At 36.7% G+C, this 26,043-nt stretch carries 24 protein-coding genes, 1 other RNA gene, 1 pseudogene and 1 riboswitch; of the genes and pseudogenes, 7 read left to right on the top strand and 19 right to left on the bottom strand.

Going from position 1 to position 26,043, the window contains the following annotated elements; genetic code table 11:
• Positions 1-40: 40 nt before the first annotated feature.
• A riboswitch (purine riboswitch) is annotated at positions 41-142 on the bottom strand.
• Positions 143-241: 99 nt separating this feature from the next.
• The 7 genes from MKY30_RS16385 to proB form a co-directional block, all read right to left on the bottom strand.
• Complete coding sequence (locus MKY30_RS16385) at positions 242-625, bottom strand: VOC family protein (RefSeq protein WP_341084828.1); 384 nt, start codon at positions 623-625, stop codon at positions 242-244.
• A gap of 939 nt (positions 626-1,564) precedes the next feature.
• Positions 1,565-2,314 carry an SDR family NAD(P)-dependent oxidoreductase gene (locus MKY30_RS16380; protein ID WP_147208272.1) on the bottom strand — a complete coding sequence of 250 codons (750 nt, stop codon included), beginning with the start codon at positions 2,312-2,314 and terminating at the stop codon, positions 1,565-1,567.
• Positions 2,315-2,457: 143 nt separating this feature from the next.
• Positions 2,458-2,645, bottom strand: a non-coding RNA gene (gene ssrS / locus MKY30_RS16375) — 6S RNA.
• A 168-nt stretch (positions 2,646-2,813) separates the two neighbouring features.
• Complete coding sequence (locus MKY30_RS16370) at positions 2,814-3,431, bottom strand: 3'-5' exonuclease (RefSeq protein ID WP_147208274.1); 618 nt, start codon at positions 3,429-3,431, stop codon at positions 2,814-2,816.
• Between the two features lie 13 nt (positions 3,432-3,444).
• Entirely contained in the window at positions 3,445-4,395 is a 951-nt protein-coding gene (locus MKY30_RS16365; RefSeq protein ID WP_341084825.1) for an MBL fold metallo-hydrolase, read from the bottom strand.
• A gap of 194 nt (positions 4,396-4,589) precedes the next feature.
• Complete coding sequence (locus tag MKY30_RS16360) at positions 4,590-5,837, bottom strand: glutamate-5-semialdehyde dehydrogenase (protein ID WP_147208278.1); 1,248 nt, start codon at positions 5,835-5,837, stop codon at positions 4,590-4,592.
• A complete protein-coding gene (proB, locus tag MKY30_RS16355; protein WP_339285870.1) occupies positions 5,834-6,952 on the bottom strand; it encodes a glutamate 5-kinase in 1,119 nt (372 codons plus the stop codon). The genes MKY30_RS16360 and proB overlap by 4 nt, the downstream gene beginning before the upstream one ends.
• A gap of 521 nt (positions 6,953-7,473) precedes the next feature.
• On the opposite strand from proB, the gene MKY30_RS16350 reads away from it, so the two are divergent.
• The 4 genes from MKY30_RS16350 to cydS all read left to right on the top strand — a co-directional run bounded on the left by MKY30_RS16350 (position 7,474) and on the right by cydS (position 10,756).
• Entirely contained in the window at positions 7,474-8,238 is a 765-nt protein-coding gene (locus MKY30_RS16350) for an NRDE family protein (protein WP_147208282.1), read from the top strand.
• A 67-nt stretch (positions 8,239-8,305) separates the two neighbouring features.
• On the top strand, positions 8,306-9,649 hold the full coding sequence (locus tag MKY30_RS16345) for a cytochrome ubiquinol oxidase subunit I (protein ID WP_147208284.1): 1,344 nt from the start codon (positions 8,306-8,308) through the stop codon (positions 9,647-9,649).
• A complete protein-coding gene (locus MKY30_RS16340) occupies positions 9,646-10,659 on the top strand; it encodes a cytochrome d ubiquinol oxidase subunit II (protein ID WP_147208286.1) in 1,014 nt (337 codons plus the stop codon). The genes MKY30_RS16345 and MKY30_RS16340 overlap by 4 nt, the downstream gene beginning before the upstream one ends.
• 4 nt (positions 10,660-10,663) lie before the next feature.
• Complete coding sequence (gene cydS, locus MKY30_RS24180; protein ID WP_371863279.1) at positions 10,664-10,756, top strand: cytochrome bd oxidase small subunit CydS; 93 nt, start codon at positions 10,664-10,666, stop codon at positions 10,754-10,756.
• A 51-nt stretch (positions 10,757-10,807) separates the two neighbouring features.
• Here cydS and cydC read toward each other — a convergent pair whose 3' ends face one another.
• Both cydC and cydD read right to left on the bottom strand, forming a co-directional pair.
• Complete coding sequence (gene cydC, locus MKY30_RS16335) at positions 10,808-12,526, bottom strand: thiol reductant ABC exporter subunit CydC (protein ID WP_147208288.1); 1,719 nt, start codon at positions 12,524-12,526, stop codon at positions 10,808-10,810.
• Positions 12,523-14,247: a thiol reductant ABC exporter subunit CydD gene (cydD, locus tag MKY30_RS16330; RefSeq protein WP_339285869.1), complete on the bottom strand. Its 1,725-nt coding sequence runs from the start codon at positions 14,245-14,247 to the stop codon at positions 12,523-12,525. The genes cydC and cydD overlap by 4 nt, the downstream gene beginning before the upstream one ends.
• A 227-nt stretch (positions 14,248-14,474) precedes the next feature.
• Between cydD and MKY30_RS16325 the strand changes: the two genes are divergently transcribed.
• The gene (locus MKY30_RS16325; RefSeq protein ID WP_147208292.1) at positions 14,475-14,741 is read left to right on the top strand and encodes a hypothetical protein; all 267 of its coding nucleotides are present in this window, start codon (positions 14,475-14,477) and stop codon (positions 14,739-14,741) included.
• A gap of 53 nt (positions 14,742-14,794) precedes the next feature.
• On the opposite strand, the gene MKY30_RS16320 is transcribed toward MKY30_RS16325, so the two are convergent.
• A complete protein-coding gene (locus MKY30_RS16320; RefSeq protein WP_147208294.1) occupies positions 14,795-15,454 on the bottom strand; it encodes an endonuclease III domain-containing protein in 660 nt (219 codons plus the stop codon).
• 112 nt (positions 15,455-15,566) lie between these two features.
• Here MKY30_RS16320 and MKY30_RS16315 point away from each other — a divergent pair, with 112 nt between their 5' ends.
• Positions 15,567-16,604 carry a C45 family autoproteolytic acyltransferase/hydolase gene (locus MKY30_RS16315; protein WP_147208295.1) on the top strand — a complete coding sequence of 346 codons (1,038 nt, stop codon included), beginning with the start codon at positions 15,567-15,569 and terminating at the stop codon, positions 16,602-16,604.
• A 141-nt stretch (positions 16,605-16,745) separates the two neighbouring features.
• Positions 16,746-17,576, top strand: coding sequence for a pyridoxine/pyridoxal/pyridoxamine kinase (pdxK, locus tag MKY30_RS16310; protein ID WP_339285867.1), 831 nt, complete (start codon positions 16,746-16,748; stop codon positions 17,574-17,576).
• 40 nt (positions 17,577-17,616) lie between these two features.
• On the opposite strand, the pseudogene MKY30_RS16305 reads toward pdxK, so the two are convergent.
• From MKY30_RS16305 to MKY30_RS16265, 9 genes and pseudogenes are all read right to left on the bottom strand, one after another.
• Positions 17,617-18,663: pseudogene (locus MKY30_RS16305) on the bottom strand (DHA2 family efflux MFS transporter permease subunit); the annotation flags it as partial.
• Between the two features lie 25 nt (positions 18,664-18,688).
• The gene (locus tag MKY30_RS16300; RefSeq protein WP_341084815.1) at positions 18,689-20,341 is read right to left on the bottom strand and encodes a recombinase family protein; all 1,653 of its coding nucleotides are present in this window, start codon (positions 20,339-20,341) and stop codon (positions 18,689-18,691) included.
• 88 nt (positions 20,342-20,429) lie between these two features.
• Positions 20,430-20,600 carry a hypothetical protein gene (locus MKY30_RS16295; RefSeq protein ID WP_341084813.1) on the bottom strand — a complete coding sequence of 57 codons (171 nt, stop codon included), beginning with the start codon at positions 20,598-20,600 and terminating at the stop codon, positions 20,430-20,432.
• A gap of 82 nt (positions 20,601-20,682) precedes the next feature.
• Complete coding sequence (locus tag MKY30_RS16290; RefSeq protein ID WP_341084812.1) at positions 20,683-21,042, bottom strand: hypothetical protein; 360 nt, start codon at positions 21,040-21,042, stop codon at positions 20,683-20,685.
• Positions 21,043-21,085: 43 nt separating this feature from the next.
• Entirely contained in the window at positions 21,086-21,604 is a 519-nt protein-coding gene (locus tag MKY30_RS16285; RefSeq protein ID WP_341084811.1) for a hypothetical protein, read from the bottom strand.
• An 82-nt stretch (positions 21,605-21,686) separates the two neighbouring features.
• The gene (locus MKY30_RS16280; protein ID WP_341084810.1) at positions 21,687-22,187 is read right to left on the bottom strand and encodes a hypothetical protein; all 501 of its coding nucleotides are present in this window, start codon (positions 22,185-22,187) and stop codon (positions 21,687-21,689) included.
• A gap of 222 nt (positions 22,188-22,409) precedes the next feature.
• The gene (locus MKY30_RS16275; protein ID WP_341084808.1) at positions 22,410-23,522 is read right to left on the bottom strand and encodes a lysozyme family protein; all 1,113 of its coding nucleotides are present in this window, start codon (positions 23,520-23,522) and stop codon (positions 22,410-22,412) included.
• Positions 23,523-23,563: 41 nt separating this feature from the next.
• On the bottom strand, positions 23,564-25,822 hold the full coding sequence (locus MKY30_RS16270; RefSeq protein WP_341084805.1) for a CD3337/EF1877 family mobilome membrane protein: 2,259 nt from the start codon (positions 25,820-25,822) through the stop codon (positions 23,564-23,566).
• The gene (locus tag MKY30_RS16265) at positions 25,806-25,997 is read right to left on the bottom strand and encodes a hypothetical protein (RefSeq protein WP_341084803.1); all 192 of its coding nucleotides are present in this window, start codon (positions 25,995-25,997) and stop codon (positions 25,806-25,808) included. Before MKY30_RS16265 ends, MKY30_RS16270 begins: the two co-directional genes overlap by 17 nt.
• Between the last annotated feature and the right edge of the window lie 46 nt (positions 25,998-26,043).

Below are 26,043 nucleotides of genomic sequence, written 5' to 3'. Positions count from 1 at the left end.
AATGATCAAGAAAGCAAGTATTGTCTAGTGACAAAACACAAGCTTTTTTATACTTTTCCATAGTCGGTCTATTTACGGTAAACCGGTAGAAACTTGCAGGCCTTATCCCCGCGATTATATGAAAAATATTCGTTTTGGGTTGAATTAAAAATTAAAGAATGCTTTTAGTATAGCACGTACATTCACAAAAACAAGGATTAGGAAAAAATTAAAATCTTTCAAATAATTTCGATAAAATTTTTTAGTTCTTTATTTTATTTTTCCATTCCAGAAATTCAATCCTGTTACCAAATGGATCATTTATATAGAATCTTTTAGCATTGGGAAGTTTATTATCCCATTTTGTCGAAATACCTGCACCTTCTAAATATGTTTGCAATGCATTGATTCCTGATACCTCAAATGCCGGGTGTGCTTTTTTCAAAGGAGTAAACGGCTCCTCAATTCCTATATGGAGGGCTATTTCACCATTCCTGAACCAGACACCCCCATTCGGTTTTAACGTCTCCGGTTTTTCTTCTTCCTTAAAGCCTAAGATATCTCTGTAAAACCTGATTGCTGTCTCTTCAGAATCTTTTGGTGCAGATAGCTGAACATGGTCTATTCTTTCTAATTGAAATGTCATATTACTTCTCCTCCCTGAAACAGTATTCATATAATAAGCATAGCAGGGATCAGGAAGAAGGAAAAATCGTATTTTATTATCTGTTTCAATTTGTTTTAGTTATAACTGAAACAGCAACTAAAAAGAGACCTATATAAATTAAATTAAAATTTAATCATTTTTATTATGATTAACTCAACTTTCGCACCTGAGAATAAACATCTATACCTTAACTATTCCATGATCATTATTCCGCTTGTATTTTGTTAAATCATCCTTCTATGAAAATGGAAATTGTGCATAGCTCCTGCAACCAACCACTACGCTTTCCATGGGGACGGCTTCAGCTCGCCCTGTTCCCATAGGAGTCTACGTGGTTGGTCTGCGCTCAGTTAGGCTTCTACAGCGAATGAAAGGAATCATATCCAGATGGGATTGGATGAAATAATCGCTTTTTGTTTGATGAAAAGACCATTTTAGTGTTTCAAATGGTTGATTTGGCAATTTAAATGATGATACAGCATGAATAGTAAATATCGGGAATAGCTTTTATGAACAGAAAGTAATCGTGACGGGACATTTTTATATGCACCACGAAAAATATGTTCTTTACTGATCTAATTTCTATTGGCTCCGTTGTATTAAACAGTATAGAACCCCCTTCTAGCGAAGACGGACCGTTTTGACTCCTGAGGGAATAGTATCATCTGAAGATCCACTTTTGCCAAGTGCTCTTCTTGGCAAAAGTTAGCTGAAGAGCATGCCCCTAGGAAAGCAAAACGGTCCGCCGCAGCGGTGCCTTATACGTTACCTTCTTTCTAGATAGAGTTTATGTTTTGTCAAGAGATAGATGAAGGAACAATCAGCACCTATCACTATGATAAGCAAGTTATTTTTAGGTGCGAAAGTTGAGTTTCTTATAAATAAAAGTCTCCCGGTATCAGGAGACTTTTCACTGCATTATATACTGGTATAGCCGCCATCAACCAGCAAGCTTGAGCCTGTAATAAAGGAAGCCTCATCACTTGCTAAGAATAAAACAGCATTTGCCACTTCCTCTGGTTTTCCAAGCCGGCCAATCGGGTGGAGATTTATCAGCTCCTGTTTTGCTTCATCCGGAGCATTCTTTAGTAACGGTGTATCAATATAGCCCGGGTTTACATTATTAACACGTATTCCTTTAGCTGCATATTCCGCTGTCGCTGTTTGCGTTAACAGCTTTACACCGCCCTTTGCAGCTGCATAGGCACTTACACCTGCTTTGCCGACAAAACCGTGAATGGAGTCATTATTTACAATTGCTCCGCCACTTTTCTGTTTTAGCATTTGTTCAATTGCATATTTGTTCGTTAAAAATACACCTGTTAAATTCACATCAATCACTTTTTGCCAGGCTTCCAGGGATAATTCATGCAGAATTGTACTATTTCCGATTCCGGCATTTGCAAATACTACATCTAACCGCCCATATTTAGAGACTGTTTCATGCACTAATTTTTTGACGTCCTCTTCGTTTGTCACATCAGTTCTGATAAAGGTAGTTTCAAATCCTTTTTGATTTAGTTTTTCTGACAGATTTTCCCCATTCTCTGACATATCAGAGAGAACTACCCTGGCCCCCTGTTCAGCAAATTTTACAGCAGTCGCCTCTCCAATACCGCTTGCAGCTCCAGTTACAATCACTATTTTTTCATCAAATCGGTTTGCCATTTCCATTACTTCCCTTCTGTTCTTCAGCTAAAATTCATTATGCAGTATTCTTCCCAACTTAGAAAAAGAATACTCATTAACATGCTTCAAACATTAAAATCCCGATAGCGGTTAACGCTATCGGGATTGAGATTAAATTATGTATACAGGCCACATTTGCCGTACCATGCAATAAAAAGTTTTAAACCACCACTTCGCAAAGTGGGTGTCCGCAGAAACCTTCCTGTCTTCCATTCCTTTATGACGGCTCGACATTTCAATTTCGATGTAAAACTCCCTATTCCAACATTAGAGGTTAAAACTTTTATTGATACGAACAATGTAGCTTGTAGTTAATATAATACGCCTTTTTTCTGAAATACGCAATGATAAGGATAGCCTAATTTTTTCTTGTTAAAAAATTAAGAAGCACTATTCCCATTCTCTCATTTCCAGATAAATTAACCGGAAATAATATTGACGTGATATTTTCTTATATAGATTGCCCTGGAGCCCCTTATCAGGATAAAAACAGCTTTGTTGATTCACGGCCTGACTTTCTTTTAGCGCCTGTCTTCGGATAACCGCGGCGTGCATTTGCTTTTGACGAGAGCCATCTTTCCAAAAAGTGTTCGGCATCTCCATCCTGCTGGGCTTCCAATGCCTTCATCAAAATGGATGCAGAAGCCTTCGCATCTTCCAATGCATGGTGGTGAATCAATGGAATATCATGATATGCAGCGACGGTATGCAAACGGTGATTTTCCAGATGTGGCCACACACGCTGCGAAATTTTCACAGTACATAATGAAGCGTAAGCCGGATGTGCCAAATCATATTTTAATAAAGATTGACGCAATACGCTCATATCAAAGCTGGCATTATGTGCGACAATAATATGTCCATCCAGCTTTTCATGCAAGGTCGGCCATAGTTCTTTAAAGCTTGGAGAATCCTCCACATCATCTTTCTTAATTCCATGAATACGAATATTCATACTGCGAAAATCACTTAACGGATTTATCAGCGAATAATATTCATCGAAGATTTCATTCTCATCAAAACGGACAACTCCTATGGAACAGGCGCTGTTTCTTTTTTCATTTGCTGTTTCAAAATCTATTGCTGCAAACTTCATCGGTTATCAGCTCCTAATCACTTATAAATGCTTTTGCAGGAAGGCCATAGTAACTCTTCCCTTTTTTTGTTTTCACTTTAATTTTTGATTGTTTTTCTAAATAGATTAGCCGGGTCAGGGTTGCCATAAATTGACTGGCAAAGGCAAGACTTTTCATCGGTCCATATGCTTTTGACGTTAATTTAAAAGCTGTCATTTCCTCATGTTCCATAATCTCTATTAGTTGTTCCATTCTTTTTTCATGGCGATTTGAAATATCTGTTACTCGCTCATCCAGATGCTTAATCATATCACCATGACCAGGTAACGCCAGGCGTACAGGATATTTCTTCAATACATCCAATGCATAGAAATAATCCTCCATTGGGTTCAGTTCTTCTCCCATCCAAAGCCCAATTACAGGAGACAGATGATTTAATACATGATCACCGATGATCATTATCTCTGTGTCCGGCTGATAGAAGCAATAATGATCAGGAGCATGGCCTGGTGTCCATATTGCCTGGTAAGAACGATTGCCAAGTGTTATCTCATCATTATCGCAAAAAAATCCATCCGGCTCAAATTTATAAATAGAAGATTCGTCCTTTATTTTTAATGGAATCGGCGGTGCTCCATGCTTTTTGATTAACTCTTTTATCCGGCTTTTACGGGCTTTTGTATCTCTGCCCTTACACATTTCTTCATAGCCGCGCTTAGAAACATACACAGGAATTTTATATATTTCCTGAAACCACCGAGCTAAGCCGATATGGTCCTCATGTGTATGCGTCAGTACAAGCTTCTCTATTTTATAGTTTTTGAAAACGCGTTCCCATAATTCTTTTGTTTCTGATGCATAAATTCCTGTATCAATCACGGTATAGCCATAATCGCCTTTAATTAAATAACTATTCACTTCTCCCATTGCCCCTTTAAAGCGGACAACAAGACGGTAAATGTCATCTGTTATTTGCTCCAGCATGTCAACCTCTCTTTTCACAACCTTTTTATATAGTTATTCTACCGTGATTTACTGATTTTGCAAAATGAAAGAGGCTGAATGCTGATAATGATTGGGCATCCAACCTTTCTATCTAGTAAAATCAACTTTCATATATCTCGCTATTATTAATCAAAAAAGAAGGAAGTGAAACCTGTCACTCCCTTCCTATTATCTTATTCACGAATCTGTCCGTTTCCGGAAACAATAAATTTATTAGATGTTAAAGCTTTTAACCCCATCGGACCTCTGGCATGCAGTTTTTGCGTACTGATGCCAATCTCTGCCCCAAAACCAAATTCAAAACCATCCGTAAAACGTGTAGAAGCATTATGATATACCGTTGTGGCATCTACTTTTTGTTTAAAAGCTTCCGCATGGTTTTCGTTCTCTGTAATAATGGCTTCAGAATGTTTTGTACCATAGGTATTAATATGGTCGATAGCCTCATAAACATCCTTCACCGTTTTCACACTAATCTCCAGACCAAGATATTCTGTTTCCCAATCCGCTTCTGTTGCCGGCTGAACAAAAGGAATTTCTTCTACAACCCGTTCATCTCCATGTACAGTGATGCCGTTCTCAATCAGAGATGAAATCAAATCATTTCCATTACTGTCAAACCAATCCGACTGAATAAGCAAGGACTCAATAGAGTTACAAACAGAAGGGCGCTGCAGCTTAGCATTTAAAGTGATTTCTTTTGCCATCTTAAGGTTTGCAGTGTCATCAATAAAGATATGGCAATTTCCAGCTCCAGTTTCAATAACTGGCACACGGGATTCTCTAACAACTGTGTCAATTAGATTTTTTCCTCCGCGCGGAATAAGTACATCAAGATAATCATTTAAACGGAAAAGCTCACTCGCTGTTTCTCTGCTTGTATCTTCAATTAATTGAACTGCGTCGGGAATAACCGCACTGTCTGCCAGCGCTTCATGAATTACTTTAACAATTGCTAAATTGGAATGAATAGCAGAGGAGCTGCCCCGTAAAATGATGGCATTTCCTGTCTTTATTGCAAGCGTTGCGGCATCAACAGTAACATTAGGTCTCGCTTCATATATCATACCCACAACACCAATAGGAACTCGTGTATTGACTATTTTTAAGCCGTTATCCTTCTCAATCGTTTCAAGCACTTCACCAATAGGATCCGTCAAATCGATAATTTGCAGGATAGCATCTGCAATATCGTTAATTCGCTCTTTACTTAACTCGACACGGTCAAGGAGTGATTCGGATAAGCCTTTCTCTTTCCCGGCTTGAATATCCAGATGATTTGCAGCAAGAATCGCTTTCTCATTAGTTCTCAATCCATCAGCAATTTTTAATAATGCATTATTCTTTTCCTCTGTTGTACATATTCCAATTTGATAACTGGCTTTTTTTGCAAGCCTTCCTTTTTCAATAACTTCACTCATGTCAATTCTCCTTTCATTGTCTCAAATGATACCCATTTGTCACGGTGGATAACTTCAATGGTCGGTACCGCGTGAATATAGGTTGATTCGCGCAATTTCATAACAGCTTCTAATTCTTCTGAGGAGCATTTTACCTGCCCTCTTCCTAATAAGGCAGACGTCCCATAAACCTCGACAACATCCCCTTTTGCAAAATAGCCTTCTACTGCTGTAATGCCAGGAGAAAGCAGACTGCTGCCATGATGCATTAAGGCTTTTTCTGCTCCTTCATCTACTACTAACCTGCCATCAAGATGCGAATGCAGTGAAATCCATTGTTTATTTGCCGGTAAATGTGCTTTTCTTTCACTATCAATATAGGTGCCGTCCCCCTCCCCTTTTAACATCTCTGCCAGCTTCTCTTTCCCGTGCCCGCGTCCAATAAATACTGGAATTCCTACGGAAGAAGCCATTTTAGCTGCCATCAGCTTCGATTTCATACCGCCTGTACCAACTTTGGATCCTGTTGCATCCGTCTGCTTAATTAGTTCGGTACTAAGCTTCATTAAATGGTCATATCGTGTTGCATCTGGATGTTTATTTGGATTTTTGTCATATATTCCATTGATGTCCGTTAAAATAATTAAATGATCTGCATGAATTAAACCGCTCACTAAAGCAGAAAGCATATCATTGTCTCCAAACGTCAGTTCATCAACGGCAATCGTATCATTTTCATTAATAATCGGCATTACCCGGCGCTCCAGCAATTCTTCCATCGTTGCATAAGCATTCCTGTATCGCCCCTGATCTGAAAAGTCACTTCTTGTTAGGAGTATTTGAGCAGCGGTAATACCATATTCTTTTAATTTTTCCATGTATGTTTGAATAAGCAGCCCTTGACCAACGGCCGCTGCTGCCTGTTTCCCTTTTTGTGTAACCGGTCTTGAAGAATAGCCTAATTGTTTAAAACCGGCAGCTATTGCTCCAGAGGATACTAATATCACTTCCATATTACTCTTATGAAGCAGTGCCAGCGCATGGACATGATCCTCCAGCTGCTGCATATCAATTTCTCCATTTACATTAGTTAATGAACTGCTGCCTATTTTAACGACAATACGTTTTGCTGCCATTGTTATTCCACCTTTCACTGTCTAAAAACATTCCACAGGAAATGAAAAAACTCCCCCATCCCCAGTAAAAACGAAGGGACGAAAGAGTTTACTTCCGCGGTACCACCACAACTTAAATACAATACTATAAATGCGTGTTCAATAAAACTGGTGACTTTTGAACATCCTTACTAAGAATTGTATTCCACTTATCCCATGATAACGTCTGGGGAACGCTTATGTTTGCATAAGACTGATGAAGGCAGGTTCGGTAAATCAGCAATGAGGAATCTCGCAGCATCGGATAAAAACAAATAACTTATCCTCCGACTCCATCTCTGACATTGTGATGGCTTACTTACTGATCCTTCCATAACGTTCAATGTATTGATATTAATTATTAGCAGAATTTTGCTTCTTGTCAATAGAAAAATACAACTTATTTCTTTGAATACGATAACATTGATTCTAAAATATCAGAAAAGTATACTAAATACAATAATGTCATTTAAATTTATTATAGAGGGAGGGGTTTATACCCCATGTGCTTAATTACCTTTGCTTATCACGCCCATCCAAAATACAAATTAATTTTGCTCAGTAACCGGGATGAATTTTATAATAGGCCAACACTTCCCGCAAGGTTTTGGAAGGACAAGCCTGACATTCTTGGTGGAAGAGATTTGCTGCAGCTTGGGACTTGGCTGGCGGTTTCAAAGCAGGGAAAATTCGCAGCAGTCACAAACTACAGGGACCCTGAACTTCCAGAAGCTAAGACATTTTCCCGCGGTGAACTTCCGGTGGATTTTTTGTTACAGAATATTGACGGGAAAATGTTTTTAGACCAGCTTTCAAAAAATCGTCATAACTATGCTGGATATAACATTCTTTTCGGTGACAAGGACAAATTGTATCACTATAATAATGTGTATAATCAGGGCTCTGAAATAAAAGCAGGTGTTTATGGGTTAAGTAACGATACACTTAATACACCCTGGCCGAAAGTCGAACGTTCAAAAAGTGAGCTGTCGGATTATATACAGTCCCATACAGTAGTACAAACAGAAGATTTATTGCACAGTTTGAAAAACAACACACAGGCTGAGGATATATTTCTGCCCCAGACAGGGATTCGAAAAGATTTAGAAAAAGCATTATCCTCTATCTTTATCGAAACACCTGGCTATGGTACCAGAGCATCTACTATTTTACTGATTGATCACCACAAACATGTAACTTTTATTGAAAAAACGTATGATAAGGAGGATATATTTCAGCAGTATGAATTTTTGATTCAACCTGATTAAATCTTCGTACACAGGGAATGTTAAAAAATATAGGTTAAATAAAAAATTACATAAAGGAGGTTTATCCATGACCTTATTTGAAGATCCGGCATATGCCAGCAGAATGCTGACACTGTTGACATTATCATTTCATATTATTTATGCCACAATCGGTGTCGGTGTTCCCCTGATGATTATGATTGCTCAGTGGATCGGAATTAAAAACAACGATAATCATTATCTGTTGATGGCAAGACGCTGGGCGAAAGGATTTGTTGTTACCGTTGCTGTCGGGGTAGTGACAGGGACCATCATTGGCCTTCAGTTATCCCTGCTTTGGCCAAGCTTTATGGAACTAGCAGGAAATATTATTGCCATGCCATTATTTATGGAAGTATTCGCCTTTTTCTTTGAAGCCATTTTCTTAGGAATTTATTTATATACCTGGGATCGCTTTGATAATCCGAAAAAGCATTTGCTTTTGTTAATTCCGGTAGCTGTCGGCGGCGGAATGTCAGCTTACTTTATTACTGTGGTGAACTCATTTATGAACAGTCCTGCTGGATTTGATATCATTGGCGGAGAGCTTGTCAATGCAAATCCGCTGCTTGCCATGTTTACTGTATCCATGCCGACCAAGGTTGCTCACGTGCTGTCTACAGCCTATATGACCATTGCCTTTATGTTTGCTGCTATCGCGGCATTCCGGCTGCTTCAGAAGAAAAACCAGGAATATCACAAAAAATCCTTGCATATGGCCATGAAGATTGGTTTAATCTTTGCGGTTGCAACAGCTTTAATTGGTGATTTATCCGGTAAATACTTAGCCGCATATCAGCCTGAGAAGCTGGCTGCTGCTGAATGGCATTTTGAAACAACAACTGAAGCGCCACTGGTGATGTGGGGAGTGCTTGGAGAAGATAATGAAGCCAAATATGCTCTGCATGTTCCTTATGCATTAAGTATTCTTGCACATGGGCTGCCTAATTCAGAAGTAATTGGACTGGAGGAGTTTCCGGCTGATGAACGGCCTCCACTTGTTATCCATTATTTCTTTGATACGATGGTAACAATCGGAATGTTTATGATTGCCTTATCCTTGCTTTATTGGTTTGGAATGCGGAGAAAATGGGCTTTCGTTGAAAAAACATGGTATCGCTGGCTGATTGTTGCAGGCGGCCCGCTTTCCTTCTTAGCTATTGAAGCAGGCTGGTGGATGGCTGAAGTCGGCCGTCAGCCTTGGATTCTGAGGGGGCTGATGACGATTGAAGAAGCCGCTACAACAAGTGACTATGTCGGCTGGATGTTTGTGTTATTTGCAGTTCTTTACTTTATTCTCGGGGTCGGCACAGTTGTTGTATTAAGTTACATGTTCCGAAAAAATCCTGTAGAAAAGGATTTGGAGCGCATGCAAGGTGGTGAGTCGTCATGATATTAGAAATTGTCGGTATTTCCGTCCTCTGGTTATTCTTATTCGGTTATATCATTGTTGGATCAATCGATTACGGTGCAGGTTTTTTTAATGCCTATAGTATTGTTACAGGGAGACAGCATATTCTCTCTAAAATCATTCAGCGTTATCTGTCACCAGTATGGGAGGTAACCAATGTATTCTTTGTCTTCTTTTTTGTCGGGATTGTCGGCTTCTTCCCGCAATCTGCTTACTACTTCGGAACCATTTTACTGATTCCGGGAAGCTTAGCATTGATTTTATTAGCAATCCGCGGCTCTTACTATGCATTTGAATCCTATGGAAAGCAGGGGCATAAGGGCTATGCCATTATGTACGGTTTATCCGGTTTACTTATTCCTGCTTCTCTGTCGATTGTTTTGACCATCTCTGAGGGCGGCTTTGTATTTATGGAAGACGGAAATCCAGTTTTAGATTACGGTGCTTTGTTCTATAGCCCATTAACCTGGTCAATTGTTGTTTTGAGCATTGCAGCTGTTCTTTATATATCTGCAGTCTTCTTAACCTGGTACGCAAATGAAACCGGTGATAAAGATGCAACGAATTTAATGAGAAAGTACGCACTAAGCTGGTCTGTTCCTTTGATTATTGCCGCTTCCGGAATCATTGTGGAACTTTATTTTCATAATGAAACTCATTTTGAAAATCTTTTGAGTCTCTGGTGGATGTTCGCTGTTTCCTTTGTTCTGTGGATATTAACCGTTGTTCTAATTTGGAAGCGCCGAAACTACGGAACTGCTTTCTGGCTTCTTACCGGGCAATTTGCTTTTGCATTCTTCGGTTACGGAATTGCTCATTATCCATATCTTTTGTACCCTCATATCAGTATCCATGAAGGGTTTACAAATCCGGCAATGGCAATCTCGCTTATCGTTGTCTTTATCTTAGGTATGGCACTCTTGATTCCATCACTTTATCTATTGTTAAAGCTGTTCCTGTTTGATAAAAACTATATTAAAGGAAAGAAGTGATCAAATGTTAAATCAATTTCTGATTTTCATCGCCCCTTTCATTGTCCTGATTGCAGCAATTGCTTTTGCATTTGTCGCTGCGGCAAAGGATAGATAATTGAAAACTCCGCGATCTATTCTGATTTAGAATGAATCGCGGAGTTTCTATTTAAAATGCTAACTGCTGACTTTCAAGTTCCTTCATCGCCTTAAAATAACCATTTTCTTTTCCCATCAGCTCCGTGTACGTGCCTTGTTCAACAATTTCTCCCTGATTCATGACAATAATCCGGTCCATACTTTCCAGGCCAGTTAAACGATGCCTGATGGTCACAACAGTCTGATATTTTGTTACCTTTTCGATTTCATTCATAATTTGCTGCTCCGTAATCGAATCAAGAGATGACGTCGGCTCGTCCAGCAGCCAAATAGAAGCTTCCCTTAAAAACAAACGGGCAAGGGCAAGACGCTGTTTTTCCCCGCCTGACAGATTTGTTCCCTTTTCCAGCACCTGATCTTCTAAAGAAAAATGAGTCAATTGAACCTTTTCTAAAGCGTCCCGGCATATTTCTGCACTGGCATTTCTATTAGCAAATCGTAAATTTTCATAAATACTCCCATAGAAAAAGTGATTATGCTGAAGCGATACATTCATTTGCTCCCATAAGCTGTCGGGGGCAATGGTATTTATATCCTCACCGTTCACTAAGATATGCCCGGATTTAACTGGTGCAAAGGTAAGCAGTGCTTGCATCAATGTTGATTTCCCAGAACCGCTGGGTCCAACAATAGCAATATTCTTTCCTGGTTTTATTTGCAAGGAGGCATGCTGTACTGCAGGTTTCTTTTCATTTGGATATTGAATAAAAACATCCTTAAAGTCAAAATGAAGCGGGAGATCTGGTTCCAATTCTTGTACTGCCACTTTGGAAGGTTCCTCATTTTCCCAAACTTCAATAAGCCGTTTAGAGGAGGATTTACTTTCCTCTAAATGAGCTGGGAGTACAGCCATGGATGGTGTATCTTCAAATACAGTAATAGCAATCATAAACAGCATGGCTAACAGCGTTCCGGCAAGATTTCCTTCTGCTACATAAAATCCGGCCTGTACTAAAATAATTATCGCGATAAAAAAAGAAAAGAAAATAACAATTGCTTCCCGAATAGCAAGCTGACGATTCTCGCTTGCCTTCATTTCTTCATATTGATTCATCTCATCAAACAACTGCTGCTCTTTTCTTTCAGCTTGTTGAAAGATCGTTAATTCCCGAAAACCATATAGATAGTCTGTAAATTCCGAAGACAGTACACCTCTTTTTTCCCGCATAGACAATGCTGCCTTTTTCTGAATCATATAAAATATTGCCGGAAAAACAATTAGCACCACAATCATACCGGCTGACATTGTAAGTGCCACTCCAGCAGATATATACATCGTAAAGAAAATAGTAGCTATAAAAACAGCTGCTAATACAATAGGTGGATAGAATACACGCAAAAAGAAATGCTGCAAGGACTCGACATCCCCTACAATCCTGGCTAAAATGTCTCCACTTCGGTATTTTTGTAAAAGTCTGCTTGCCAACGGCTCTATTTGATCATAAACCTTTAAGCGGATATTTTTTAAAATGGTAAACGTTCCACGATGGGAAAAATAACGCTCCCCATACCTGCTTATTGCCGATGTAATCCCCAAGAGCTTTACACTTGCTACAAGAATCATCAAAGTATAAATTGGCGGTGCAAAAGCGGCTTGTGAGATTAAATATCCGCTTGCTGCAAACAGGGAGACCGCAGTAATACCTGCTAGAAATCCAAAGAAGACTGAGAAAAGAATATCCTTTTTTTCTTTCAGCATCATTTTCAATACCAGACTGATATCCTTCATGCTTCTCTCCCCCCTTGCTGTGTATTTATCATTTGCTGATACATTTTATTATTTTTATAAAGTTCGTTATGTGTTCCTTCACCAGCTATTTTCCCATGATCCAGGAGAAAAATTTTATCAGCATTCCGGACAGTATGAAGACGATGGGCAACCGTAACCATTGTGGCTTGATTTTTTAAAGAATCCAATGATCTTTGTAAAATATGCTCTGTTTGAATATCTAAGCCTGTTGTCGGTTCATCAAAGAAAAGAATCTGTGGCTTTTTCAAAAGTGTTCTCGCAATCGCAATCCGCTGCTTCTCCCCTCCTGATAAACCTCTGCCTCCTTCTCCAATAATTGTATCTAATCCAAACGGCAAGTCCGATATCCAATCCCATATCCCGGCACGGTCTGCAACCTCCCGAATCTCCTGATCACTTTGCTTTTCCAGAGAGCCGAGCAATATATTTTCCCGTACAGTTCCAGAAAAAACATATGGCTGCTGTGTAAGGTAGCTGATTCTTTGAAACCAATCTGCTTTTTGTACCTTCTCCTGTGGAATACCGTCAATCAGAAATTTTCCATCTTCAGCAGGCAGGAAACCGGCGAGCAAACCGAGTAGTGTGGACTTTCCTGCACCTGTTTTCCCGATAATTGCAACCTGCTCATAAGGTGAAATCGTCATAGAAGCTGGTTCTAACCGAAATCTCCCCTGCTCATAATGGAATGAAGCTTGTTCAAGTATTATTTCTGGAGCTTTATCTGATTTTAATGGTACAGTGCCCCAAGAAACTGGCTTGGTCTCTTCTTTGAGTACATCCTCAACTCGCGATACTGCCCCCATACTTGCACGCCCGGAATGAAACGCAGAGCCCAGCTGCTTCAATTGGCTGAACAGCTCTGGTGCAAGAAGTAATACAAAAAAACCGCTAAAAAAGCTGAGATTTTGGAAGATAATCATCCGAATAGCGATTTCCAGTGCAATTAAGCCGATACTTAGCATGGAAATAAATTCCAGTGATAAGGAATTCGTAAATGCAACCTTTAAAACACCCATGGTTGCATCCCGAAAACTTGTGCTGTCCTGATTAATTTTATTTCTCTGTCCATCGGATTGACCAAATAACTTAACCGTCGGAAGCCCCTGCAACGTATCGAGAAAAGTTCCTGAAAAGGCGGCTAATTGTGATAGCTGTTCCTTTGATTTATCTTTTGTTTTCACACCAATAATCATCATAAATATTGGGATAAATGGCGCTGAAATAAGGATAATCAATCCGCTTGTCCAATTTTGAATAAAAATAACAATCCATACAATCAGAACAATGCCAGCAGATTGAATAAGCTGCGGAAGATATTGACTAAAGTATCCATCTATTTCATCTACTGTATCCATAAACAAGCTTGTCTTCTGTCCGGATTGACCTTTATCCGCATCTGTCATTTGCTGACCGTTAAAATGTTGGAGCAGCTTTTTCCGTATAGAGACCTTCGCAATCTGCGCCATTTTAATGCCGGATCCTTTTATCATATACTGAAAAATAGTCCGTAATAAAAGCATGCCAATCAATATAAAAACTGCCGGAAGAATAGATGGAAAAGCAGCATTATCCAGAAACAGCTTCTGAATAACCGTAACAACCAGATAGCTCTGCCCTACAATAGCTAACGCCATACAAATTGATGCAGCTCCCATCCACATCGTCCTGTTCCGAAAGTCTTTCATAAATTCCTTTAACAACTGACCACCACCTTCAAAGCTGACATCATAAATATGAATACATCTTATATCCCATTATACAACAGCAGGCTTCCTATAGCTCATCACACAGCCAGCTGACTCAAAGCAAATGAACATTCTATGAACATCAGAATTGTAGAGTTTTTTCATAAAACACATATATTAACCTATATACAACTGTCCCATGTTTATTGAGACAAGAAAATGATTTACAGGAGTGTCATACCATGTCTAATTTCTTCCTTAACACACCCGCAAATTTCAATACGAACGAAAAAGGCCTTGGAGACAAATTACTTTATTATGGCGGAGTAGTTACTACATTGGGAAGTATTATGTCCCTCGTCGGCTCAACAATTTTATACAACGAAGATATAGAAGAAACTGCGTTCGAAGAAAACGCACCTGTTACGAACCGGCAACTTGTTGAAATGCAGCAACAGATTGCGCTGCTGCAGCAAAAAATAGATCGGCTGGAGAATCAAGGGCAGTGAATCGCCAAACTCTGTCCTTGATCTGCCTATTTAATATAGTTTTGCTTATTTTTTTATTCCATCTTTTTTTCTCTTCCCATCCTGCAATTCGAAAGCAGCAGACAGTTTTCACATAAAGGCGTCTTCTTACAATATTGTTTTCCATGCTCCACAATTAATGCGTGAAATTCCTGATGCATTTCTAAGTCATGAGGGAATAATTTTTCTACTTCTATTTTAAAAGCATGGTATGTTTTAGGAAGAGGATAGCCGAGTCGCTGAAATAATCTGACCGCATAGTTGTCCGCAATAAACCCGGGTTTCTTAAAAGCATAGAGCATCATTGCATCTGCTGTTTCTTCTCCAATACCATGAACAGCTAATAATTCTTTACGGAGAACAGCCGGATCAACCTTTTGGACTTCTTCTATCTGAAAATCATATTTTTGAAACCATTGCAGCCAAGCTTTAACCTTCTTTGCCTTCATTCGGTAGAAGCCGCTTGGACGTATTTTTTCGGCAAGCTCTGCTTCCTTCATCTGCATTATTTTTCCGGCAGTTATATTTCCCCCTAGATTCCCTAAAGCTAACTCGACATTTTTCCAATTAGTCCGTTGAACTAAAATAGCACTAATCAGCATTTGAAAATCCGAAGCGGCCGGCCACCACCCTTGGGGACCATAGTAATGAAATAATTTACGATACAATTCCGTATAACTTATTTTTTCAATCATCTAAAACTCCTCTATATCTATAATGTGATAGTCTTGTAAAGCTGATTTCTTTTCTAATCAGCCTGAGCGAGATACAATTACAATACATTTACGAAAGAAATGGAGAACAACTATGAAATCTGTTCACACTGATATTATACAATTCCGGGGAAGCCATTATCAATTCGGACTTTTTCAAGCGGATAAACTAAAAAACTCTCCTATACTTGAATCCAGGAAAATATTGCTTAGTAAACGATGGAGAAACTTTCTTGTCGATGAAGAAGAAGTGGAAGCTGTATTCAAAACATTTTCTCCAGCTATTTGGGAAGAGCTGCAAGGATTAAGCGACGGATTAGGTATTCCCTGGAATGACGCTGTTCGGGAATTTGGCGGCTACTATTATGAATACGGCCGCAGTGGCTGTTCTATCAATACAAAGCAGGATTTTCTGGTACGGAATTATGATAACGCCCCTAATTCCTATGAAGGGCGTTATGTATTATACGCACCATCTGATACGGGATATGCCAGTGCAGGCCCTTCCATGCAAATTACCGGACGCACTGATGGGATAAATGAAAAAGGACTGACCATGGGCTATAATTTCGTCAACCGTAAAAAATCTGGTGACGGCTTTGTCTGTAATATGATTGGCAGGCTGATTTTAGAAAACTGTGCCACAGTGGAAGAAGCCGTTCAATTATTACGTGATGTACCTCACCGTAATACCTTCAACTATGTGTTATTAGATACATCCGGAAAATCACTTGTCGTCGAAGTATCTCCCCGCTCTTTCTTTGTCCGGGAAGACAATAGCTGTACCAACCATTTCAATGCATTAACAGAAGAAAACCGGTACCGTTCAGATGAATCAATGGAAAGACTGGAGAGAATAATAACAAAACAGAAGGATGCTCATACACCTTATGAAGCGTTTCGCATGTTAAATGATATCGAACACGGAATCTTTTCTGAAAAATACGGAGCATGGGCAGGAACATTGCATACAGCTCTTTATTTACCGAAAGCACTTTCTGCATGGATTGCATTGGGAGGCAATCGTCAGCCATTTATTTTCTCCTTTAAAAAATGGCTGCAGGGTAATAAATTACATGCAACAAAGATAAAAGGGCTTATCAATGCTACAGATACATTTATTAACACGTAGGAGCCATTTGCTGCAATCATTTCAATGGCTTTACAATTGAGTTAGAAAGGATTATTCTATCTACAAAGGAAAAGTTAATACAAGCAGCCAGCAACCTATGGTTTTTGACACCAACTGGCTATCTATGAGGAGGACAAACAGATGATAATGAAAAAAACATTAACCCTTGCTGGTTCTGATTCTAGCGGTGGAGCAGGAATTGCAGCCGATTTAAAAACCTTTCAGGAGCATAATGTGTATGGTATGACAGCTTTAACGTCCATCGTGACAATGGATCCGCAAGGCTGGAGCCACCATGTCACACCAATCGACGTAGACGTAGTAGAAAAACAGCTTAATACCATTCTTTCTGTCGGCGTAGATGCAATGAAATCCGGAATGCTCGGTTCTGTAGATATCATTAATTTAGGAGCAAGAAAAATTGATGAATACAACATTGAGAAATATGTTCTGGATCCTGTCATGGTATGTAAAGGTGAAGATGAGGTGCTTCAGCCGGAAAATACAGATGCAATGCGAGAAGAATTACTTCCCCGTTCTTTAGTGGTTACTCCTAATCTGTTTGAAGCAGCACAATTAGCGCAGATGGCTCCAATAAAAACCATTAACCAAATGAAAGAAGCGGCTAAAAAAATTCATGCATTAGGTGCAAAAAATGTTGTCGTTAAAGGCGGAAAACAGCTGGAGCATGATAAAGCTGTCGATTTATTCTATGATGGAGCAAACTTTGACCTATTGGAAAGTGAAAAAATTGACACTACTTATAATCATGGAGCAGGCTGTACATTTGCTGCGGCAATCACGGCAAATTTAGCCCATGGAGTAGATGTTCATGATGCTGTTAAAGCAGCTAAAACCTTTGTTGCTGCAGCTATTGCAAACGGCTGGAAATTAAATGAATATGTTGGACCTGTTATGCACGGTGCTTACAACAAAACGGACAGTAAGAAAGTAGAAGTATTCAGCGTATAATAAAAAAGACCTTAGAACAAGCGTTCTAAGGTCTTTTTTATTATCTATCCCGGTCATGGATAAAGAATGTCAATATCAGCGCAATAATAGAAATAATTCCTGTGACAAGGAAGGAAACATTGACACCATGCACCATACCTTCAATACCCTGTTCAGGAATAGATGCCGTAGACATAATTGTGATAGGCAATGCCGTTCCAATTGCTCCTGCAACCTGTCTCAAAGTATTATTTACTGCTGTACCATGAGAAATATATTTTTCTGGCAATGCATTTAATCCTGCTGTTGTTACAGGCATCATCGCCATGGCCACCCCAAGCATTCTTAATGCATGGATTGTTGCAATAAAGGCAAAACTTGTTTCTGGCGTCAATGTACTCAGCATAAATGTGGTCCCGACAATCAGTACCAAACCAATCATTGCTAAATATCTTGCTCCATAACGGTCAAAAAGCCTTCCGGTAATCGGGTTCATTATCCCTTGGATGATGGCTCCTCCCAGCAATGCCAGTCCGGAATGGAAAGCATTGAATCCCAGCATCTGCTGCATATAAAGCGGCAGGATAACAGCAGCTCCGATCATCGTCATAAATGTAACCATACCTAATACTGTAGTAACTGTAAATATTTGATACTTAAATACACGGAATTCAAGTATTGGCGATTTTAAATGCATCTGTCTGATAATAAACCAAGCCAGCATAACTCCGCCAATGACTAAGGAACCAATGACCTGATAACTTATCCAGCCTGCATTTCCAGCAGTACTAAACCCATAGAGAATACCACCGAAACCTAGTGTAGATAATAGAATAGATAACTTATCCAATTCAGGGAAGGTTCGTTTCGTCACATTTTTAAGTAAAAAGTAAGCGATAATTATGTTTAAAATAGCAATTGGCAGTACCATGAAGAATAAAGTCCTCCAAGGGAAATGCTCTACTATATAACCAGACAGCGTCGGTCCAATGGCCGGTGCGAAGGAAATAACTAAACCAAACATCCCCATTGCGCTGCCCCGTTTTTCTTTTGGATAAATCAAAATTAAAATGGTTTGCATCAGCGGCATCATAATTCCGGCGCCTGCTGGCTACATAGTAACACAACCTAAATTAATTAATAACTTCCTTGAAAACATGTTCAATAAATTCTTTCAATCCTAATTTAAATTCTACTTCTATTTTGTCTCTATAAAAAACAACTTCTTTAACAATTTTTGATAAGGCAACCTTTTTTTCTTCATCATCCAATTTTTCAAATTCCTCATTCCAATTGGGAATAAACTTACTTGTAGAATATAAATCATCAAATTCTTTTTTCTCTTTCTTATACTGTTTTTCATCTTCCAATAATTTATATTTTAATTTCGTAACTTCTTCTTCTTTTTCAGCAATCAAATTTCCTAATAAATCAGAAGAAAACTTGCTATCCCCCATCAATGACTTCACAACTTCATCCTTCAAAGATTTTAATTCATTTTCCAGTTTTTTTAAATTTATATTATTTTCTTCATAAGATTTTTTATAACTATTATCTAAATCATATATAGATTTTTTCACTCTGTTAATTAAATTTTCATCTTCAAAACCTTTAATATATCTATGCACATCTTCCAATATCAATTTTTCCATTTTGGTTTTTGCATAGGTACGTTTACACTTGCTATCTTTATTATAATCTTTATGTCTACAACGATAATATGAAGTCATATAACGACGGTCTTTCATTGTTTTATTCTTAACGGTTTTAAACCTTTTATCAGTATATAATTTATTACCACAATAACCGCATCTAGCTATTCCGCTAAATAAAAATTCTCCTTTAGTAAGAATCGTATAATTAACATCTTCATCTTTTGTTCTTCTTTTCGTTTTACGAGATTGCATTAATTCTTGAACATAATCATAATCTTCATCACTAATTATTTGCAATCTATCCTTATGGTCTGTATTAATAATCCACTCACTTTCTGGTTGTTTTACTTTTTTACCTTCTTCATCAGTAGTAGTCTTACCAGATACAACAACACCTTTAACAAGAGGATTGATTAACACTTTATGCACAGCTTCCATAGTCCATTCTTTGCCTTTTCTATTTCTATAACCAAGTTTGTTTATATGTTTAGCAATTCTACTTGATCCATATTGTCTTTTAATTGCTAAAGAGAACATTACTTCAATAACCTCTGCCTCACTATGATTAATGACAAGCATACCTTTTGGTTTCCCATCTTTATTCAAAATATTACTTGATACTACTTTAAAGCCATAAGAAGGTTCACCACCATGATATTCGCCTTTTAAAGCCTGTCTCCTTTGTCCTTCTTTAACACGTATGGATGTTTTTTTAGATTCCCCACTTGCTTGCCAAAATCTAATATAATTAATCAAATCATCACTATGGTCTTTAAACTGCTGTTCGCCTTCTTTTACTGACCAAATTTCAATACCCAATTGACTTAATGTTTTTACTATCAAAGGTGTGTCATATTCTTTTCTTCCTATACGGTCAAATAAAAAAACCAATAATACATCAAATTCCTTATTTTTTGCATCCTCTAAAATTGTTTGAATAACATCCCTATCAGATGACGATTTCAAAAAGCCAGATATGCCTTTTTCCAAATAAGAATTTTCTTCATCATACCACCAATCAGTTTTTGTTTTAAGAAATGCTCTACAAGCACTCCTTTGCATAGGAATATCATCTTCTTTAAGTTGTGATTTTCTCGACACCCTATACAATGTTCTTACTCTTTTTTTCATATATAACCACCTCGTAGAAGTGGCTCTACTTTTATAGTATAATAATCTTTATAAAAAAATAAAACCCTTAGGCATAAACCTAAAGGCTTTATCTAAATGATTCTACATATCTATCTCTAATCAATTCCTTAATATATTCAGAACCATCATTATTATTATCATCACTAAATTTCAAGTAGACCCACATTGTATTTTTTTCGTTAAACCTTCTAATTGTTGTATCATCCACAAATTCATAATCCTTTATTTTCTCTGACATCATGCAGCACTCCTTTTTTTTGTGCATAAAAAAAGAACAGACATTATCTGTCTGCTCTTATCTACTATTATTTATATCTTTTTTAAGATAGTAATTTTCGTTCTAATTTATCAATTCGTCTATCATGTTCCAGCCATTTAGCTATTTGATATTCTTGCTCTTTCTCAATTTCCTCTGATTTTTGTTGTGATGTTTTAAAATCTTCATTTAACTTGCTTACATGCCTATAAGTTATTCCAGTTGTCTTTTCAATATCTGGTATTTTATTTGTTTCTTCTTTTATCGTTTCTAAATCTGATTCAAGTTTATTAAATCGTTCATACACCTTATTAAAACTGTCAGACACTTTCTTTTGAAAGTTAACCGTTTCTTGTTGAAAATTCTCTTGATTTTCTTTTATTTCTTCTAACATTTTCAATACATTTTCTTCGAATTGTGACATCCAATATCACTCCTTAATCATTTAAATTATAACAAAAAATGTTTCATTCATATACATGTGATAAGTCTAAAACATTGTCACTTTTTTCCTCATAATCTGGAGTATCATTTAGCAAATTTGTTTCTTCCGATTTTAATATAGGATTAAAGGCAGAAGAACTATCGTCATAATATTCACTATCAATCAATTCTCCTTCTTCATACTTATAATACTTTTCAAAACCAGAACTAAATGCTTGATTCTCAATATCAGCATTTACTTTAATGTAAATATATTTGTTTTTCCAAATTTTGACATCCGTTGCGTTTTGTAAATCTTCAATAGTTAAATTTTCATGATTTGTATCAGTAAATTCCCTCATATCTTCTGATTCCTTTTCAAACTCTTTCAACGCTAAATCTATCAAAACTTCATTTTCCGCTGTATCATCATAATCTATTTCATCTTCTTCATCTTTGCCTATCTTATCATCTATTTCTTTCATTTCCGAAAGAACTCCCATTACTTCTTCATTATCATCATTACCACCAATACTACATGCACCAAGTAACATAATAAACAATATTAAACTTATCACCTTCAAACTTTTTAAAATAATAATCACCCCACCGATAAATTTATATTACTATAAGGGTAACACAAAATTAATATTGAAAGAAATTAAAATCGACAATTTGCCAGCCATTTTCTGTATTTTCCAAGTCCATTTCTATTAATGACTGCACAGTGCTATCGCCACCATATACATTTAAAACATTGTCAAATACACCTAAAACTTTTTGCTTTCCATCCACTGCATCACCTAAATAAATATTTAAATTACTTACAGATGATGTTATATCAGACATTTCTTCTTCATATTCTTCTGGTGAAGAAAAATTCAAGTCATTTATTATGGCTGGCGATAAATATTCTTCTACATCATCTTGTTTTGGATGCTGTTCATAATTAAAATACCCTAAAATAAATTTTTCTGCTGTTTCAGTCGCTTCAAAATAGATTGTTTCGTTTTCTGCTATCATATCTTCAAATTTTTGTTCATAATAATTTAACGCATTTTGCAAGTTCGATTTTTCAATATATTGAAATACATTAAAACCAATCAATACGATAAATAACAAAGCAATTAATATATATCTTTTCATCATTTCACCTCTTTACTAATTTCCAAAATCTAATCCAGGTTGTATATAAGGTATCAAGTCTAATATATTTGGAAACAACAAAATTAATATGATAATAAGCAAAATTATAAAAATAGTTATCTTCCAACCCCAACCGACATTCATCTTTTTACCCCCTCCAAAATCCGAACGTTATCATTTGCCAGGATCTGAAATTTTAACTAAAAAGCAAACAATACTTATCTATAAGCCTAGTGTTTTTCTAGGGTCTTTTTTATCTTCATGCGCTTGACCTAACTCTGTCATATGTTCCAAATGTAAGTGATTTCCTGTACTTGTGCCTGTCGTGCCACATTTCCCCAAAGAATCACCTTGATTGACACTATCCCCAACTGATACAGATAAGGATGTCATATGACCGTATCGACTAAATTCATTCTTTCCATGCTGTACAGTAATGTAATTGCCATAACCTACATTACTATGAATTGCTTCAACCACTTCTCCATCTTTTACGGAGTAAATATTATCTTCTGGTGTACAGGCAAAATCAGTTCCACCATGAAATGATTCTGCTTCACCAGTTACAGGATGCGTTCTTACTCCAAATTCACTCGTAATACGAATATCTATTTTCAATGGCAACGCCCAATCACCACTACTATCTACTGGAACAGAATCATCTTCTTCAACATAACGCATAACATTATCTACATAGTTTACGTCACCGTACCTAGACCATCCCATCTTTGAAGCCATTTCATTACTAAATTGTATGGCTAATTCTTTACTATATTTACCATCATTATGCTTTTTAGCATAACCAATAAAACCATTGCCCATATTATATGCCTGTAATGCCAATTCTAAATCACCACCAGCTTCATCCAACGTTTGGGCAAAATATTTCACACCTTGTTCAATACTCTTTTCTGGGTCTGTTAATGTGTTTACTGGTAATCCTAATGATTCGGAAGATTGCATTACGTCAGCCAACCTACCGCCCGATTCTTGCATTGTCATTGCCATAATAACTTCTGTATGTTCCTCAATCCCATTTTCTTTCGCATATTTTCTAAAAATATCTTCATAACGTGTCACTTCTGGTGCAATTCCAGACACTATATAAGCACCAGACACTGGCTCTCTTTCTTCTTGCTCTTGTTCTTCTTCCATTTGTCCTTCAAAATATTTTTGTATCGCTGGATTATCTTCAAGGAAAGAGCCCATCAATAATAGAAATAATAAAACAACTAAACCTATAATGAAGAAAAAGAAAACGATACCCAATGTAATAATTAATCTGTATTGTATAGGTATCATTTTATATAAACGACTTTTTTTAAGTTTCTTCACTGATCTAATCACCACCTAAAATAAAAAAATGAACTGCCTATTTAAGACAGTTCATTATCTATTTTTCTATCTTTCTTTTTTTGTTCAACGGATTCAACTTCTTTATTCCGTTCTACATCATACGCATCATACAACGTATTTTTATAGTTTTTATAATTCTTTTTATTAACACCTTCCTTTATATCTATATTTTCATCCTTATTGGCTTTTCGACTCTTCTTTATATCTAAATTTTGAGGATTACGAATTGGCTTTAATTTTTGTTTCGGGTCAATATCTTCCCCTTCCCCAACGTTATGAACACCATAACTTATTTTATTTCGATTATTTTTTTTAGTTGTTTCCCCCAATTTTAAAGACTGATTGTTTCTTTTTGCCTTATAGTCTTTATTTAATTTCATAGGTTTCTTATTCAATGGTTTTTTCTTATCATCACTGGTTTCTTTCTTACTCTTTTCTTCTATTTGATTCTTCTTTTGTTCCTTTTTATCTGGCTGACCTTTCTTCTTTCTTGAAAACATCTGTTTTGTACGTTCTATTGGTGTTAATTTTCTATTTTTCGCTACTCGACTATTTTCTTTATCCGTTTTGGATAATTGCGGAGTACGTTCGTACTGTTTTGAATCAGTTTCTTTGCCAGTTTTCGTTTTAGGATTCGTTTCTTCCTTTCTATCATAAGAAGTATCATCTTTACCGCTACCAGATTTAACAGGTTTATTCGGTTTTCTTGTAGGCATAAATTTAGTTTTAAAATCTTTGCCATGCTCTTGTACATTATTTTTAGCGTTGTTCATCCCTTTGTTAATATTTGTCATCATATTTTTATCTAATGAAGTAACATATCCAGCTGTAATCAAACTAATTACTGCATCACGTTTAATAAACATAAAGTATATTAACCCAGCAATCGCAAGTACATTTAAATAATACATACCTATCGAATCAGGAGGTAAATAATTATTCACTACAAATGCAATTAAATATACAAAAAGCATGAAAACACCTAAAAGAATTTTTAATACAAGTACACTTCCCATTTTCCCAAAAGTCTTAAATAGTGAATTAGCGAATTGGGGAATATAGCTTATTATTGCCATAAATGGAATAATAAAAGCTATGGCTAAAAGTAGTAATTGTAATATAAAGTTTAATGCACCAAGAATAATAAATGGAACACTTAGAAAAATAGTCGAAATGAGTGTTAATAGCACCAATCCAAACTGTTTCCATTCACCACCAGCACCCATACTATTATTCTTTTCATGCAACACTTCAGCTTGCGCATACATAGACCGATAAGCCATCCCTTTTGATGATAATTCAAAAGACAACATTCTATCTACTCTACTATAATTATCAAATCCCCAACCATATTCATCACCTATATTATCTTTTTTATTTATTTCTTTCTCACTTGTTTCACCGTAATTAATCATCAAATATGGTCTTTTTACTGCTAAATCAAAATACAAGTTACGAAGTACTGCAACCGTACCATTTAACGTATTATCTTCATCAATATTATCAATATCAGAAAAAACACCCTCTTTTTCTCCTGTAAATTCAAGCATACTATTCCCAGCATCTACTAAATATCCTTGCCCTTCATCCGCCCAATAATTTAATGTTTTAAGAAGAAAAGCACTATTCGCAACCCAGTAACCAGCAACAATTACAACTAATACAAACACAAGTGATTTTTTTAGTACAGCTTGCAAGTTACCTTTTGCAAAGAATAAATATGCCAAATAAGCTACTAATATAAGAAACAAGACTTCAGCAAAACGGTCTTTTAATTCATCGTATATACTAGAAGTTACTGTTTGTACATCATCCGCAAATTTATTTAATGTATTATTTGAAAATAATACAGCAAATGCGGTATCTGTTATATCTACAATGGTATGATTGAAAGACATTAACGCATTACTTACATCATTTAAATTTCCGTTTATCATTCCAGATAAATCTTCCGTATTAACGGAATAACTCTCAATTGGCCATCTTTTTTTATCTAATTCAATACCGCCTGTTTCATCTGTATTTTGTTCTTTTTCTTCACCCATAAATTCTGAAGGATCAAAGTCAAAATCTTTACCTAAAATAAATCGGTATAGAATTGTAAATCCTTCCCATTCTTCATCACTAAATCCTCCACCGAGAAAAGAACTCATATTCTCACTTTTATTGCCTTCTTCTTCATCTTCTTCTGCATACACATTTGTTGATGTCGTAAGAGTTAGGCATAATATGAATACTGAAAGTATTGCAAACAACCATTTTTTATTTCTCATTGGCATTCAATTCCTTCTCGAAATCTAATATCAATTCACAGGTTTCAATACAGCCTTTATAATAAGATAATTTTTCTTTATCTATTTTCCTTCTGCCTTTGCCTTCTTCTAGTCTTTTTAGTATCTGAAAATTCCCTTCCACAGTTGAGATATAAGACCTTAGAAAAATTTCATTTGGCATTCTTTCACCAACCTTTCAGATAAAATAAAAAAGTGACTACCTTTTT

Source organism: Oceanobacillus sp. FSL W8-0428 (assembly GCF_038004405.1).
GTDB lineage: Bacteria > Bacillota > Bacilli > Bacillales > Amphibacillaceae > Oceanobacillus > Oceanobacillus sojae.
Note: the sequence above shows the minus strand (reverse complement) of the source record. Positions and strands in the feature narration are given on the sequence as shown.

What these genes read in the sequence shown, in the direction of transcription:
- MKY30_RS16385 (WP_341084828.1), bottom strand. Translation starts at nt 625, where the DNA reads ATGACATTTCAATTAGAAAGAATAGACCATGTTCAGCTATCTGCACCA.
- MKY30_RS16380 (WP_147208272.1), bottom strand. Translation starts at nt 2,314, where the DNA reads ATGGCAAACCGATTTGATGAAAAAATAGTGATTGTAACTGGAGCTGCA.
- MKY30_RS16370 (WP_147208274.1), bottom strand. Translation starts at nt 3,431, where the DNA reads ATGAAGTTTGCAGCAATAGATTTTGAAACAGCAAATGAAAAAAGAAAC.
- MKY30_RS16365 (WP_341084825.1), bottom strand. Translation starts at nt 4,395, where the DNA reads ATGCTGGAGCAAATAACAGATGACATTTACCGTCTTGTTGTCCGCTTT.
- MKY30_RS16360 (WP_147208278.1), bottom strand. Translation starts at nt 5,837, where the DNA reads ATGAGTGAAGTTATTGAAAAAGGAAGGCTTGCAAAAAAAGCCAGTTAT.
- proB (WP_339285870.1), bottom strand. Translation starts at nt 6,952, where the DNA reads ATGGCAGCAAAACGTATTGTCGTTAAAATAGGCAGCAGTTCATTAACT.
- MKY30_RS16350 (WP_147208282.1), top strand. Translation starts at nt 7,474, where the DNA reads ATGTGCTTAATTACCTTTGCTTATCACGCCCATCCAAAATACAAATTA.
- MKY30_RS16345 (WP_147208284.1), top strand. Translation starts at nt 8,306, where the DNA reads ATGACCTTATTTGAAGATCCGGCATATGCCAGCAGAATGCTGACACTG.
- MKY30_RS16340 (WP_147208286.1), top strand. Translation starts at nt 9,646, where the DNA reads ATGATATTAGAAATTGTCGGTATTTCCGTCCTCTGGTTATTCTTATTC.
- cydS (WP_371863279.1), top strand. Translation starts at nt 10,664, where the DNA reads ATGTTAAATCAATTTCTGATTTTCATCGCCCCTTTCATTGTCCTGATT.
- cydC (WP_147208288.1), bottom strand. Translation starts at nt 12,526, where the DNA reads ATGAAGGATATCAGTCTGGTATTGAAAATGATGCTGAAAGAAAAAAAG.
- MKY30_RS16325 (WP_147208292.1), top strand. Translation starts at nt 14,475, where the DNA reads ATGTCTAATTTCTTCCTTAACACACCCGCAAATTTCAATACGAACGAA.
- MKY30_RS16320 (WP_147208294.1), bottom strand. Translation starts at nt 15,454, where the DNA reads ATGATTGAAAAAATAAGTTATACGGAATTGTATCGTAAATTATTTCAT.
- MKY30_RS16315 (WP_147208295.1), top strand. Translation starts at nt 15,567, where the DNA reads ATGAAATCTGTTCACACTGATATTATACAATTCCGGGGAAGCCATTAT.
- pdxK (WP_339285867.1), top strand. Translation starts at nt 16,746, where the DNA reads ATGATAATGAAAAAAACATTAACCCTTGCTGGTTCTGATTCTAGCGGT.
- MKY30_RS16300 (WP_341084815.1), bottom strand. Translation starts at nt 20,341, where the DNA reads ATGAAAAAAAGAGTAAGAACATTGTATAGGGTGTCGAGAAAATCACAA.
- MKY30_RS16295 (WP_341084813.1), bottom strand. Translation starts at nt 20,600, where the DNA reads ATGTCAGAGAAAATAAAGGATTATGAATTTGTGGATGATACAACAATT.
- MKY30_RS16290 (WP_341084812.1), bottom strand. Translation starts at nt 21,042, where the DNA reads ATGTCACAATTCGAAGAAAATGTATTGAAAATGTTAGAAGAAATAAAA.
- MKY30_RS16280 (WP_341084810.1), bottom strand. Translation starts at nt 22,187, where the DNA reads ATGAAAAGATATATATTAATTGCTTTGTTATTTATCGTATTGATTGGT.
- MKY30_RS16270 (WP_341084805.1), bottom strand. Translation starts at nt 25,822, where the DNA reads ATGCCAATGAGAAATAAAAAATGGTTGTTTGCAATACTTTCAGTATTC.
- MKY30_RS16265 (WP_341084803.1), bottom strand. Translation starts at nt 25,997, where the DNA reads ATGCCAAATGAAATTTTTCTAAGGTCTTATATCTCAACTGTGGAAGGG.